Source organism: Sulfitobacter sp. UBA4523 (assembly GCF_002388305.1).
In the GTDB taxonomy this organism is placed as follows: Bacteria; Pseudomonadota; Alphaproteobacteria; order Rhodobacterales; family Rhodobacteraceae; genus Sulfitobacter; species Sulfitobacter pontiacus.
This window is the reverse complement of sequence record NZ_DGMH01000013.1, coordinates 5,220-18,481: the sequence shown is the minus strand read 5'-3', so window position 1 is coordinate 18,481 and position 13,262 is coordinate 5,220. Positions and strand designations below refer to the sequence as shown.

Sequence of the window (13,262 nt, the reverse complement as noted above, 5' to 3'; positions counted from 1 at the left end):
GTCGCAAAGAACCGGCCCCGCGTTGGTATGCTTCTGACGGTGCGAGACGGGTGTTTGCCCCTTCGCCCCGCAACAATCAGTCGATATGGGTGACCAGCGTGTCAGCTGATTTGCGTACCTTTTTCATCGGGGCCAGCCAGTCGGATTCCGCGTCGCGGTAGCCCAGAGGCAGCAGGATCACCGACCGCAGGCCGCGCTCTTTTAGGCCCAGAATCTCGTCTACCTTGGCTGGGTCGAAACCCTCCATCGGGGTGCTGTCGACCTCTTGTTCAGCAGCGGCAACCAGTGCCACCCCAAGCGCGATATAGGCCTGACGCGCGGCATGGGCGTAGTTTACCTCGGCATCGCGGGGCAGGTAGTTGTTTTTCAGGTTCTCGTAATAGGCGCTGAGCAAGGGCAGGTCGCCACGGGCTTCGACATTCAGATCGGTGACCGCGTCAATGCGGTCTTTGGTGTAGTTATCCCACGCCGCGAACACCAGAAGATGCGACCCTTCGGTGATCTGGGTCTGGTCGCTGGCGGCTTTCTGGATCTGCGCCAGCTTGTCGGAGTTGGTCACGACCAGCAGTTCGAAGGGCTGGGTGCCGCTTGAGGTGGGGGTCATGCGGATGGCTTCGACGATGGTGTCGACTTTTTCCTGAGGGACTTTCTTGGACGGGTCCATCTTCTTGGTCGCATAGCGCCAGTTCAACTGCTCTAGTAGGGTGCTGGTCATCGTGATCATCCTGTTTTTGGCCGCTCGGGGCGGCGTGTGTACCGGCGCGATGTAGGAATCCCCGCGCCCCAACACAAGGAGACCGGCGCAATTCGCACCGGTCTTAGTTGGTGTTGGGGCGTCAGGTCAGGGTCAGATCGACCGGCCCGCCCCGTCCCAGTAGGGCGCACGCAGGCGGGGTTTGAAGATCTTGCCGCTGTCTTCGCGGGGCAGGGCCTCGTGGAAATCGACGATCCGTGGTGCTTTGAAACGGGCCAATTTGCCGTCAAGGAAATCAAGCACCTTCTGTTTGTCGGCGCTATGCCCGTCGGCCAGTTCAACGGCGGCGACAATCTGTTCGCCAAATTCGGGGTCAGGCGCGCCAAAGACGGCGACATCGCGGATGAAAGGCGCGCGCATCAACACCGCTTCGATCTCGGCGGGAAAGATATTGGCCCCGCCCGAGATGATCATGTCTTTCTTGCGATCCGTGATGAACAGGAACCCGTCTTCATCCACCGATCCCAGATCCCCGACAGAGAAATGCCCGTGCTTTTCAGCCGAGGCGCGGCTTTCGGGATCGTTGGAATAGTCGAACCCGCCGAAGGCATCCATGCGGGCATAAATCTCGCCCACCTGACCGGCGGGCAGCTCGTTCCCATCGGGGTCAAGGATCATCAGCGTGCCGCCCATCTGCATCCGCCCTGCGGTACCGGGCCGTGCCAAAGCATCGGCCGAGGATACCATCGTCATGAACCCGATCTCTGTCGCGCCGTAGCTTTCCCAGAACACCGGCCCCCACCAGTCGATCATCGCTACTTTCAGGTCATGTGGCCACGGTGACCCCGTCGAGACACAGAATTCTACCGAGGACAGGTCATATTTCGCCTTCACCTCTTGGGGGAGCTTTAGCATCCTGCTCATCATGGTGGGCACCAGATAGATATGGGTAATGCGCTGAGCCTCGATCATGGCGAGGAAGCTTTCGGGGTCGAACTTGGGCGCGACAAAGGTCGATACGCCCGGGGTGACCAGCGCGGCAGAGGTCAGCGTTGATGGCGCCGAGTGATAGATCGGCGCTGCCGTAAAGAACCGCGAGCCGGGTTTGAGCTGCAACATCTCGGTGCCTACGCGCGAAAGCACCTCTTCAAAGTCGCGCTTGGGCCCGCCTCCCAAACGCCGCACGCCCTTCGGCTTGCCGGTCGAGCCCGAGGTATAACGCATCAGCGGGCGCATCATCTCGCGCGGGGTGATGGGGTCGACGGCATCTACCAGCGCGGACCATTCCGGTGTCTCGGGGTCGGTCTTTGCGGCGGCGTCATCAATGCCATAGGCTTGACGCAGCGCGGTATCAGGGGTGACCGCGATGACCGTGCGCCCTTCAAGGGCGGGGCGCAGCGCGTCGATCAGGTCACGGTGGATGATCACGAACTGCGCGCCGCTGTCGTCACAAATGGCGCCGGCCTCTTCTGCCGCAGCGTGCCAGTTCTGCGCCACGATGACCGTGCCGGCCATGGCCGCAGCGCGCATGACCTCAAGCTGGGTCAGATCGTTGCGCATGATCAGCGCCACAGGCACATCCGCGCCCGCCCCCAGACGCGTCAGCGCCGCAGCACCCTGCGCCGCGCGCTGTTCAAACGCCTCTCGTGCAAGCTTGCGATCAAAATCCGCAATCACCGTATCCGACATTAACTGTACTCCCATCGTGCCAATGCCCGCCCGCCACCTTCGGGCGCGCAGGTTGTTTCGTTCCCTTACGCTAAGGTAACCTTACTTTGGGTAAGGGTCCATCGGGGGCCCGTGCGCGACGTTACGGCAGAGCGGATTTCTCTTAGGTGAATCGGCACTTGACGGCTATACCGGAAATATATTCTGTTTTTCACAGAGGTCTTGGGAGGGATAATCGTGGATGTACTGATTTCGGTCGTCTTGCCGCTTGGCTTGGCGTTTATCATGTTTACCTTGGGTGTCGGGCTGACACCTGCGGATTTCGCCCGTGTCGGGCAGCGGCCGCTTGCATTTTTCATCGGGGCGCTGAACCAAAGCATCCTGCTGCCGCTCGTGACCTTTATCTGTGTGCTGGCCTTTGGCATCCGCGCAGAAATGGCCGTGGGGTTCATGATCTTGGCGGCCTGCCCCGGTGGGGTGACCAGCAATGTGATCTCGAAGCTGGCGAAAGGGGATGTGGCGCTGTCGGTGTCGCTGACGGCGGTGATCAGCCTTGCCAGTGTGGTGACCGTGCCGCTGATTTTGGGCCTGTCGATGGGATATTTCATGGGCGATGCCGCGCCCGAGATCGATATCACCAAAACCGCTGTCACCATGTTTGCCCTGACAGTGGTGCCGGTCACGCTTGGCTTGGGGGCGCGGGCGATGGCCCCTGCCGCGATGACCCGGGCCGAGCCTAAGCTAAGCGCGGTGGCGACGATCCTGTTTGCGGTGATCGTGCTGGCGGCGCTGGCGGCGAATTGGGCGCTGTTTGTGGAAAATATCGTGGTGATCGGGCCCGCGCTGCTGGTCTTGCTGGCCGCGCTGACCACCATCGGCTTTGTCGTGCCGCGGCTGCTTGGCCGGTCGGTGACCGAGGCCAAGACCATCTCGGTCGAGACGGGGGTGCAGAACAGTACCCTGGGGATCGCCGTCGCCGCGATCATTGTCGGCGGCGAGGGTGGGTTCACCGCCTATGCGCTGCCGTCGGCTGTTTACGGCATCCTGATGTATCTGATCATCCTGCCCGTCGTTTTGAAATACCGCCGCATCGGCACAGCGTAAGGAGCTTTGCATGAACACCTCTGACGTTATTATCGTGGGCGGCGGTCTGGCCGGACTGGTCGCCGCAGCCGAACTGGCTGATCGTGGGAAGCAGGTCACCCTCATCGATCAGGAACCCGAAGCCTTTCTGGGCGGGCAGGCCTTCTGGTCCCTTGGCGGGCTGATGCTGATCGACAGCCCCGAACAGCGCCGGATGGGTATCAAGGACAGCCGCGAACTTGCGCTGCAAGACTGGATGGGATCGGCGCAATTCGACCGGCCCGAAGACGCGTGGCCGCGCAAATGGGCCGAGGCCTATGTCGATTTCGCCGCAGGCCCGATGCGCAGCTGGCTGTACGATATGGGGATGCGGTGGTTTCCCGTCGTGGGATGGGCCGAACGCGGCGGCAGCTTTGGGTCGGGTCACGGCAATTCGGTGCCGCGGTTCCACCTGACCTGGGGTGTTGGGCCCGGAACAATGGAACCATTCGAACGCCGCGTGCGGGAACATCAGCAGGCCGGTCGCATCACGCTGAAATTCCGCCATCGCTGTTCGCATATCATCATGGAAAACGGTGCCGCGGTCGGTGTCTCGGGCGAGGTGCTGGCGACGGACGGGGCATCGCGCGGGCAAAAGACCAACCGTGATATCGTGGGCGATTTCGAACTGCGCGCGCCCTCTGTCGTTGTTACCTCCGGCGGGATCGGCGGAGATTTCGAGCTGGTGCGCAAGTCATGGCCGACGGCACGTCTTGGCCCCGCCCCGAAAGAGATGATCGCCGGTGTCCCCGCCCACGTCGATGGCCGCATGATCGCCATCAGCGAGGCGGCGGGCGGCCAGCTGATCAACAATGACCGCATGTGGCACTATACCGAGGGCGTGAAGAACTGGGACCCGATCTGGCCCAACCACGGTATCCGTATCCTGCCCGGCCCGTCGTCGATGTGGTTCGATGCAAGGGGCAACCGATTTCCCGCGCCATCGCTGCCGGGGTTCGACAGTCTGGGGTCTTTGAAGATGATCCTTGATACGGGCTTTGATTATTCGTGGTTCATCACGACGCAGAAGATCGTGAAAAAGGAATTTGCCCTGTCAGGGTCAGAGCAGAACCCCGATTTCGCCGACAAAAGCTGGGTCAAAGTCTTGCAGCAACGTATCCTGAACAAGGCCGCGACCCCCGCCGTCGAGGCCTTTAAGGAGCATGGCGAGAATTTTGTCGTCGCCCAAACATTGCCCGAGCTCATCGCCATGATGAACGGGATGGAGGGGAATGATCTGTTGTCGCTTGATAAGATCGAGGCCGAGATCAGGGCCCGAGACAGGCAGGTCGACAACAACTTCACCAAAGACGCGCAGATCATGGCGATCCATGCGGCGCGGAACTATCGCGGCGACAAGCTGCAACGCACGGCCAAACTGCACAAGATCCTCGACCCTGAAAACGGGCCGTTGATCGGGGTCAAGCTGAACATCATCACGCGCAAAACTCTGGGCGGGTTGCAGACCAATCTTGACAGCCAGATGCTGGATGCCTCTGGCACGCCGATCCCGGGGCTGTTCGCGGCGGGCGAGGTCGCCGGTTTTGGCGGCGGTGGGTATCACGGGTATAATGCGCTTGAGGGGACGTTTTTGGGCGGCTGCATCTTTTCGGGGCGGCAGGCGGGGCGGGCGGATACGATCGCCTGACCCGCAGGCGCTAATCCGACAGGTATTGCGCCAGATAATGCTCAAGCACTTTGGTCAGCTCTTGCGAATAGGGGCGAGAGCTGCGCCGATCCGCCTGCGCCGCGACCAGATCCTCCATCGCAAGGGAGATCTGGATCGTGGTTTTGGCCACCACCACCGGATCGCCGCCCTGAAACCCGTCGGCACCGCTTTCCCATCTGTTGCATAGAAAGCGGACCAGATCATCGTGGTCGTCATCCTCGATCGCGAGCGGCCCGCGTTTCGTCGCGAAATGCAGCAGGAGGGGGCGGTAGTAGGGATGCCGCGCCAGATAGCTGCGCTGCACATCCAGCACGGCACGCAACCGGTCCCGCCACGTCGTGTGGGCGTGAACATCATCAAGGCTGGCAAAAAGCTTGGCGCGTAATTCATTGGCGGTCTGCGAATAGAGTTCAAGCAGCACGTCATCAAGCGTGGGAAAATACCGATAGATAGAGCTGACAGGCACCTCGGCACGGGTCGCGATGGCGGTGGTGGTCAGGTCTTGCAGCCGGTTCTCGGCCAGCAGCGCCGCCGTGGCGTTCAGGATGACATGCACGCGGGTCACCGCACGCGACTGGCGCGGCGTTTCACGGGTCCGCAGGGGGCCAAAGATGATCGGGACCATGGGTTTCCCTTTCTGCGCAGCGATGCCGGTTTCGGCAGTCCCTTAACGATAGGGGCGCAGAACCCCAAGCGTAAAGAGGAACGCTGCATCAAGCGACTGCCACGGACTGACCAATCAATCACATTTTGCGATCATTTGGATAATTATAATCCGTTGGATTGATGTATCGGAATGGCCGATAGTGCAGGGGACACGACGATACTTAGGCACGCTATGACTGATACGACCCTCTCTGACCTTGTCCACGCTGATAAAACCACGCCATCGATGTGGCCGGGTCTGGCGCTTGCCGCCATGATCGCCGCGCTGGCCTTTGCGCTGCGGTATCTGCCGGGGGTGGGGATGCTGAGCCCGTTGATCCTCGCGATCCTTCTGGGGATGGCGCTGCGCAACACCCTTGGCACGCCCGAGGTGGCGAAGGCAGGGCTTGCGATCAGCATGCGGCAGATATTGCGGGCGGGGATTATCCTGATGGGGTTGCAGCTGACACTGGGGCAGGTTGCGGCTGTGGGCTGGGTGGGGGTCGCGGTGATCGCGCTGTCGCTGGTACTGACCTTCGGGTTCACCACATGGCTGGGCCGCGTGCTGGGGGTGGATGCCAAGCTGACGCAGTTGATCGCGGCTGGCACGTCGATCTGCGGGGCCTCTGCCGTGATCGCAACCAATACCGTCACCCGTGGCCGCGACGAAGACGTCGCCTATGCGGTGGCCTGCGTGACGATTTTTGGCTCGCTCTCCATGATCCTGCTGCCCTTGGCCGAAAACTGGCTGACCCTTGGCCCGCGCGGCTTTGGCCTTTGGACCGGTGCGTCGATCCACGAGGTCGCCCAGGTCGTCGCCGCCGCCTTCCAGCGCGGCGAGGAGGCCGGCCAGTTCGGCACGATTGCCAAGCTCACGCGGGTGATGATGCTTGCGCCGATGATCCTGTGTCTGGGGGCCTTTGCCGCGCGGCGGCGTCAGGGGCAAGGCGGTGGCGGCAAGGCCCCGATCCCGTGGTTTGTTTTCGGGTTCATCGCGATGGTCGGCGTGGCCTCGACCGGATGGGTGCCGCAGGCGGTGCTGGACCCCGCGACCGCTGTGACGCAATTCCTGCTGGCGATGGCTCTTGCGGCAATGGGGCTTGAGACCGATCTGCGCAAACTTGCCGCGGCGGGGGGGCGTCCGGCCTTGCTGGGGGCGGCGGCTTGGGTCTTTATCATGGGGGTCAGCCTTGCGCTGATCATCCTGACGGGGGCCGCCTGATGACACTGGACCAGTTGCGCATTTTCGTTGCCGTGGCAGAGCGTGAACATATGACTCGCGCCGCCGAAGCATTGAACCAGACCCAAAGTGCGACCAGCGCTGCCATCGCCGCGCTGGAAGAGCGTCATAACCTGCGCCTTTTTGATCGTATCGGGCGGCGGATTGTGCTGACCGATGCGGGGCGTGATTTTCTGGACGAAGCCCGTGCCGTTCTGGCCCGCGCCGCCATCGCCAGCCAGCGGCTGGATGATCTGGCGGGGGTGAAACGCGGCAGGCTGCGGCTTGCGGCAAGCCAGACGGTCGCGAACTACTGGCTGCCCGCGGTGATCGCGCGGTTCCGTGGGGCGCACCCCGAGATCGCGCTGACGGTGCGGATCAGCAACAGCGACGACGCCGCGCGCGCGGTCGAAGCATTGCAAGCTGACATCGGCATTATCGAGGGGGACTGCCAGCTCACCACACTCCGCGCCAAGGCGGTGGCGGGGGATACGCTGCGGCTGGTGTTCCCAAGCGGTGCCGCGGGGGGCGATCTTTCGCCTGAACGCTTGCGCCAGACCCCTTGGATCCTGCGTGAAGCAGGCTCAGGCACGCGCGACAGTTTTCTGCAGTGGCTCGGGCGGCAGGGGTTGGGGCTGGAGGAACTGGAAAGCACGCTGGAGCTTCCGTCAAACGAGGCGGTGTGTAGCGCGGTCGAAGCGGGCATCGGTGCCGCGCTGCTGTCCGATCTGGTGGTCCGCAGGTCGATCGAGGCGGGGCGGATGGTCGACGTGCCCATCGACACCCCGCAACGGCAGTTTCACATCCTGTCCCATGCCGAACGCCAGCCAAGCGCGCTTGAGGCCCGGTTCATCGACCACGCCGAGACAAGCGCATAAGCGCTGCTCCTAGATAAGCTTCTGCCGCGCATCAGGGACAGTGGCAGGTGCCATTTTGGCAGCCTGGATCATCGCGGTTTTACACCGCCACGCGGGCAGGCGGATGACGGCGCGGCTGTGATCGGCCTCTGCGTGGACCTCGAAATCGCCGCCGTGCATCTCGACCAGCTTGCGGGTCAGGGGCAGCCCCAGACCCAGGCCGCCCTTGGTCGCGCGGTGGTCCAGCGACCCGCCCACGACAAAAGGTTTGTAAAGTTCGGCCAGTTCGACATGTTCGTCGAAACTGCCGTTGTCCCGCACCGAAATCTCGATATTCCCGTCCATGTCCTGAAACGTCTCTAGCGTGATGTCGGTCCCGCCGTGCATCACCGCATTCAATACCAAGGCTGTGACGGCAAGCTCGATCTGTTCGGCGTCCACATGCAGCGTATCCAGCATCACAGTATCACGAAGCGTGACCGTTTTGGCCGCCGCATCCGTGGTGGGGAACTGCAACCCTGCAACCGCGCTCAGGATCGCGGCAAGGTCGCAGTTTTGTTCGTTCAACCGCAGCTCGCCGGTGCTGGCGTTACTATAGGACAGGATCGTTTCAATCAGTTTCGTCAGGTGATCCACCGACCGACGGGCGGAATGGATCAGCGTGGGGTTGGTGCCGGTGCTTGCTGTCGCCTCCAACAGCTTAAGACTGCCGAAAAGCACGGTCAGCGGCGTGCGCAACTCGTGCCCGACCAAGGTCAGGAAGGTTGATTGCGCGGTTTTATCCTGCTGCACTTCGGGGGTTTCGGGTTGGCTCCGCTCTAGTGCGGCAACGACGATACGACCCAGATCGGTGAGCAGGGCAATCTGCTTTTCCGAAGGGTATTCATGGGGCTTCAGGTCCAGCGCACACAGGCTTCCAAAGCGGTGACCGGAGGACAGGATAAGCGGCACACCAGCGTAATAGCGCGCCTCCGGCCCGCCCTTGGCGACCATCGGGTGCCGTTCAAAGCGGGCGTCCTTGCTGAGATCGGGCACGATCATCGGCGCGTCGGACATAATGGTGTGCGCACAAAAGCCGGTGTCCTTGGGCATCGGGTCCAGATGCATGCCCACAACGGATTTATACCACTGGCTGTCCTCTTCGACCACGCTGATATGCGCAATCGGGCAGTCGAGCAGGGTGCGCGCCGCCTCGCATATCGTGTCAAACAGCGCTTCGTTTTGTGCGGTCAGTCCCGGAATGTCAAAAACGGCGCGCAGGCGGGCTTCTTCGTTAAAGGGGATCGGATAGGTTCTCATGCGGGGCTCCTTGGCTTTGGGTCAACTTGGTTAACAAATTAGGCATTCCTGCGGTCGCTTCGTGTCAGGACGGGGGGATAAGTAAGGTATGTTGACGTCACGGAAGTCGCGGCAGGCCGCCCACACATATGGTGGTTTCCAATCGCGGCGTTCCCTCCTATCGTTGCATCAACACGCAGGGCGAAGGGGGCGGAACGATGACATCCCACGGGCATGATCACAACGGCGATCATTCACATCTGACAGAGACCGAGGCGCGGGTGAGAGCGCTGGAAAGCCTGCTGAGCGCCAAGGGCTATATCGACAGCGCGGCGGTGGACCGTATCATCCAGACCTACGAGACCAAGATCGGCCCGCGCAACGGCGCGCATGTGGTGGCGAAATCATGGGTCGAGCCGGAGTTCGAGGCATGGCTGCGGCGCGATTCTTCTGCGGCGATCCATTCGCTTGGGTATCATTCCCGTCAGGGCGAGCATATCGAAGCGGTGTTCAACTCGGACGAGGTGCACCATCTGGTCGTCTGCACGCTGTGCTCTTGCTACCCGTGGTCGGTGCTGGGACTGCCGCCGACGTGGTATAAATCGCCTCCCTTCCGGTCACGGGCGGTGATTGATCCGCGTGGGGTGCTGGCGGAGTTCGGCGTGACCCTTGATCCGGCAACGCGGGTCGAGGTGCATGATTCAACCGCCGAGATCCGCTATCTCGTGGTCCCGCAGCGCCCCGCAGGAACCGAAGGCTATGCGATCGAACAGCTGGCCGATCTGGTGACCCGCAATGCGATGATCGGGACAGGGCTGGCGCGCGCGCCGCAGGTGGCATCATGAACGGCGGGGCGGACCTTGGCGGAATGATGGGCTTTGGCCCCGTGGTGCAAGAAGAGGACGAACCGCTGTTTCACGCCCCCTGGGAGGCCCGCGCACTTGGGATCGTGGTGGCGCTTGGGGCCTGCGGGCAGTGGAATATCGATGCTGCGCGATCCGCGCGCGAGGATATGCATCCGGGCGATTATACCCGCACGCCCTATTACGCGATCTGGCTGAAAGCGGCCAAGCGGTTGATGGTGGAAAAGGGAATGCTCACCGAGGCAGAGATCGCGCAATCGGTGCCGCTGACACCCGCCGCGCCGATCAAACGCAAGCTTGCTGCCGAAGATGTCGACGCCATGTTGGCGGCGGGGGGGCCGGCGGACCGACCCGCGACTGGGACCCCGGCCTTTGCCGTCGGGGATCAGATCAGGACAATCAACAACCATCCCACCACCCACACCCGCATGGCACGCTATGCCCGCGACAAGATCGGGACGATCACCAAGGTGCACGGGTTTCACGTCTTTCCCGATAGCAATGCGCAAGGGCAGGGCGAGGATCCGCAATGGCTGTATCAGGTGGCCTTTTCGGCGCGCACGCTTTGGGGCGATCAGGCGCGCGCGGATGACAGCGTGACCCTTGATCTGTGGGAACCCTATCTGAGGACCGTATCATGACCCTGCCCGATCTTTCGCTTTTGCCCGATATTGCGCTGTCGGATGATGAACCGGTGTTTGACGCGCCGTGGCAGGCGCAGGCCTTTGCGATGGCGGTGTCCCTGCATCAATCGGGGGCCTTCACATGGGCCGAATGGGCGCAGGCGCTGACCGCAGAGGTGCATTCAGGGACAGAGCGTGACTACTACCAGCACTGGCTGACCGCGCTGGAAAAGATCGTGGCGCAAAAGCAGCTGACAACGGCGGGCGAGCTGGCGGCATGTAAAGACGCATGGCACGAAGCCGCGGCGCGGACGCCTCACGGGCAAGCTATCACGCTGTAGAAAGCTCCGGCGCGGAAAGCTCCGCGCCGGAGGCAATGTCTTAGCGGCCGACCCAATCGGGCAGGAACATCACGATATCGGGCACGGCGATCAACGCCGCGACGATCAGCAGATCAACGATGACGAACCAGAACACGCCCTTGAAGATCGTGGACAGCGACGCGGTATTGCCGACCACACCTTTGATCACAAAGACGTTCATCCCCATGGGCGGCGTGATCATTCCGATTTCGAGCAGCTTGACCAGCACCACACCGAACCACAGCAGGCTATAGCCCGTCTCTTCGACGATGGGCAGAACGATAGGCAAGGTCAGCAGCATCGCACCGACGGGCTCCAGCATCATGCCAAGCGCGAGATAGACGCAAACGATGCCGATCATGATCAACAGCGGCGCGGCACCAAAGCCCAGGATCGCATCGGACAGCGCATCCCCGATCCCCGACAGCGCCAGAAAGCGTGTCAGCAGGCTGGCCCCCACGGCGATGATCAGCAAAGCGGCGGTGGTGGTCAGTGTTTCGGTGATCGCCATGCGCAGTGCCTTGAACGTCAGCGTGCGGTACAGCAGGGCGACAATGGTCGACAGCATGGCCCCGATGGCGCCCGCTTCGGTCGGGGTGAACGCCCCGCCAAACAGACCCGCGAACACACCGATCACGATCAGCAGCACCGGCCATGTCTGACCCAATGCCTTGATCTTTTCCGCGCGCGTCGCGCTGATCTGGACCGGAGGTGCAAGATCAGGGTTCATCTTCACCCGCACGAGGATCAGCACGATATAGGCGACCAGCGTGATCACCCCGACCACCAAACCACCCAGGAAGAGCGCGCTGACCGACTGCCGCGAGATGATGCCGTAAAGGATCATCAGGATCGATGGCGGGATCAGGGCACCAATGGTCCCCGCCGCGGCAACGGTGCCCGTCGCCAGTTCGGGGCTGTACCGGTGACGTACCATTTCAGGCACCGCGATTTTACCCATCGCCGCAGAGCAGGCGACCGACGATCCGGTCACAGCGGCAAAACCCGCGCAGCCAAAGACTGACGCAATCGCAAGGCCGCCCGGCAGGCTCGACAGCCAGATCTGCGCGGCGTTGAACAGCCCCTGCGTCAGCCTTGTGTGATAACAGATGAACCCCATGAACAGGAAGGCGGGGATAGAGCTCAGCACCCATGAATTGGCAAAGCTATAGGGCACGATCCCGAGGCTCCCCCAGGCGATGTTCCAGTTGAACATGGACCAAAGCCCGCCAAAGGACACGGCGATCAGCGAGATGCCAATCGGGATACGCATCAGGATCATCGCCAGCAGGATCGCGATAAAGATGCCTGCGATTTGTAACTCGGTCATTGTGCGTCTCCGCCGGCTAGATAGGGGTCTTCAACCTGCAAGGCGTTCAACCCGTGGGGGCGGCCGGTAAGGTGACAGATGAATTTCCACGCGGCGACGATCGACATCAGGCCAAAGCCCAAGGGCAGCGCCAGATAGGTGGGCCATGTGGTCACCTTGCCGCCTGCCTCGATCGAATAGGAGCCGCCGATAAATTTCGCCAAAGCCTCGTCTCCGGTGCGGATCGCGACGGTGGCGGTCACGATGCAGGTCAGCAGCAAGGCCAGCCCCGCGAGAAAGCTTTGTACTTTGGTGGGAAACCTTTCGACCAGCAGTTCAACCGCGATGTGGCTGTCGTTTTGCTCCACCGCGGCGAGAGGCAGAAAGGCGATCGCGACCATATAAAAGGCCGAGACGTAAAGAATAGTAGAGTTCAGCGGCGTATCGAACGCAAAGCGCATGACCACGTCGATGGTGACATGGGCAACCAGCATCAGAACAATGATACCAGCCAGCGAAGCGGTCAACGTGATCACCGCAGAGATCACTGACGCGATAAGTTTCATCGGAGTATCCGTTTGCAAAAGGGGTCGTCGGGGGGCCACGCGCATCGGCGCGGCACCCCGTTGTGATCAGCGGATGGGCGGCTTACTGCGCGTAAGTCGCTGGGTCCACTTTGGAAATCACCTGATCCCAGATCACTTGGTTCAACGCGTCAGCGCTGTCCACGTCGACCACCAGATCGTTCCACTTGGCCAACAGGGGCTCGAAATCGGCGGCGATTTCATCGGCCCGCGCTACGTCATAAGTGTCTTTGAACAGGGCGGAAACGGTCTTTAGGTCCTGACGGCTGAATTCCTTGACCGCGGCCAGCAGCTCTGCGTCGGGTTCGTGGATGTTGATCCCGGCCCCACGCGCATGTTCGATCGCCGCGGCATCGTCGGTGTAGAAGT

General features: G+C 61.9%; 13 protein-coding genes and 1 pseudogene. 7 read left to right on the top strand and 7 right to left on the bottom strand.

What is annotated here, in order from left to right:
- Nucleotides 1-76: 76 nt before the first annotated feature.
- Nucleotides 77-724, bottom strand: a complete 648-nt coding sequence (locus B3849_RS02405; RefSeq protein WP_278426112.1) for an NAD(P)H-dependent oxidoreductase — start codon at nt 722-724, stop codon at nt 77-79.
- 123 nt (nt 725-847) lie between these two features.
- Nucleotides 848-2,398, bottom strand: coding sequence for an AMP-binding protein (locus B3849_RS02400; protein ID WP_278426113.1), 1,551 nt, complete (start codon nt 2,396-2,398; stop codon nt 848-850).
- 201 nt (nt 2,399-2,599) lie between these two features.
- Here B3849_RS02400 and B3849_RS02395 point away from each other — a divergent pair, with 201 nt between their 5' ends.
- Together B3849_RS02395 and B3849_RS02390 are read left to right on the top strand one after the other, a co-directional pair.
- Nucleotides 2,600-3,466: a bile acid:sodium symporter family protein gene (locus B3849_RS02395; RefSeq protein ID WP_278426114.1), complete on the top strand. Its 867-nt coding sequence runs from the start codon at nt 2,600-2,602 to the stop codon at nt 3,464-3,466.
- Between the two features lie 10 nt (nt 3,467-3,476).
- Nucleotides 3,477-5,132, top strand: a complete 1,656-nt coding sequence (locus B3849_RS02390) for an FAD-binding dehydrogenase (RefSeq protein WP_286779770.1) — start codon at nt 3,477-3,479, stop codon at nt 5,130-5,132.
- A 10-nt stretch (nt 5,133-5,142) separates the two neighbouring features.
- Here B3849_RS02390 and B3849_RS02385 read toward each other — a convergent pair whose 3' ends face one another.
- Nucleotides 5,143-5,778: a TetR/AcrR family transcriptional regulator gene (locus tag B3849_RS02385; protein WP_005848717.1), complete on the bottom strand. Its 636-nt coding sequence runs from the start codon at nt 5,776-5,778 to the stop codon at nt 5,143-5,145.
- A gap of 213 nt (nt 5,779-5,991) precedes the next feature.
- Here B3849_RS02385 and B3849_RS02380 point away from each other — a divergent pair, with 213 nt between their 5' ends.
- Together B3849_RS02380 and B3849_RS02375 are read left to right on the top strand one after the other, a co-directional pair.
- The gene (locus B3849_RS02380; protein WP_278426117.1) at nt 5,992-7,020 is read left to right on the top strand and encodes a YeiH family protein; all 1,029 of its coding nucleotides are present in this window, start codon (nt 5,992-5,994) and stop codon (nt 7,018-7,020) included.
- Nucleotides 7,020-7,895, top strand: coding sequence for a LysR substrate-binding domain-containing protein (locus tag B3849_RS02375; protein ID WP_278426118.1), 876 nt, complete (start codon nt 7,020-7,022; stop codon nt 7,893-7,895). Before B3849_RS02380 ends, B3849_RS02375 begins: the two co-directional genes overlap by 1 nt.
- A 9-nt stretch (nt 7,896-7,904) precedes the next feature.
- Here B3849_RS02375 and B3849_RS02370 read toward each other — a convergent pair whose 3' ends face one another.
- Nucleotides 7,905-9,173, bottom strand: a complete 1,269-nt coding sequence (locus B3849_RS02370) for a GAF domain-containing sensor histidine kinase (protein WP_278426119.1) — start codon at nt 9,171-9,173, stop codon at nt 7,905-7,907.
- Nucleotides 9,174-9,370: 197 nt separating this feature from the next.
- Between B3849_RS02370 and nthA the strand changes: the two genes are divergently transcribed.
- From nthA to B3849_RS02355, 3 genes are read left to right on the top strand one after another with little or no spacing between them, the layout of a single operon-like run.
- A complete protein-coding gene (nthA, locus tag B3849_RS02365) occupies nt 9,371-9,997 on the top strand; it encodes a nitrile hydratase subunit alpha (protein WP_278426120.1) in 627 nt (208 codons plus the stop codon).
- Complete coding sequence (nthB, locus tag B3849_RS02360) at nt 9,994-10,656, top strand: nitrile hydratase subunit beta (RefSeq protein WP_278376435.1); 663 nt, start codon at nt 9,994-9,996, stop codon at nt 10,654-10,656. The genes nthA and nthB overlap by 4 nt, the downstream gene beginning before the upstream one ends.
- Entirely contained in the window at nt 10,653-10,979 is a 327-nt protein-coding gene (locus tag B3849_RS02355) for a nitrile hydratase accessory protein (RefSeq protein WP_005848710.1), read from the top strand. The genes nthB and B3849_RS02355 overlap by 4 nt, the downstream gene beginning before the upstream one ends.
- A gap of 40 nt (nt 10,980-11,019) precedes the next feature.
- On the opposite strand, the gene B3849_RS02350 is transcribed toward B3849_RS02355, so the two are convergent.
- From B3849_RS02350 to B3849_RS02340, 3 genes and pseudogenes are all read right to left on the bottom strand, one after another.
- Entirely contained in the window at nt 11,020-12,330 is a 1,311-nt protein-coding gene (locus B3849_RS02350) for a TRAP transporter large permease (RefSeq protein WP_005848709.1), read from the bottom strand.
- Complete coding sequence (locus tag B3849_RS02345) at nt 12,327-12,875, bottom strand: TRAP transporter small permease (protein ID WP_009824216.1); 549 nt, start codon at nt 12,873-12,875, stop codon at nt 12,327-12,329. Before B3849_RS02345 ends, B3849_RS02350 begins: the two co-directional genes overlap by 4 nt.
- An 82-nt stretch (nt 12,876-12,957) precedes the next feature.
- A pseudogene (locus B3849_RS02340) lies at nt 12,958-13,262 on the bottom strand (C4-dicarboxylate ABC transporter substrate-binding protein); the annotation flags it as partial.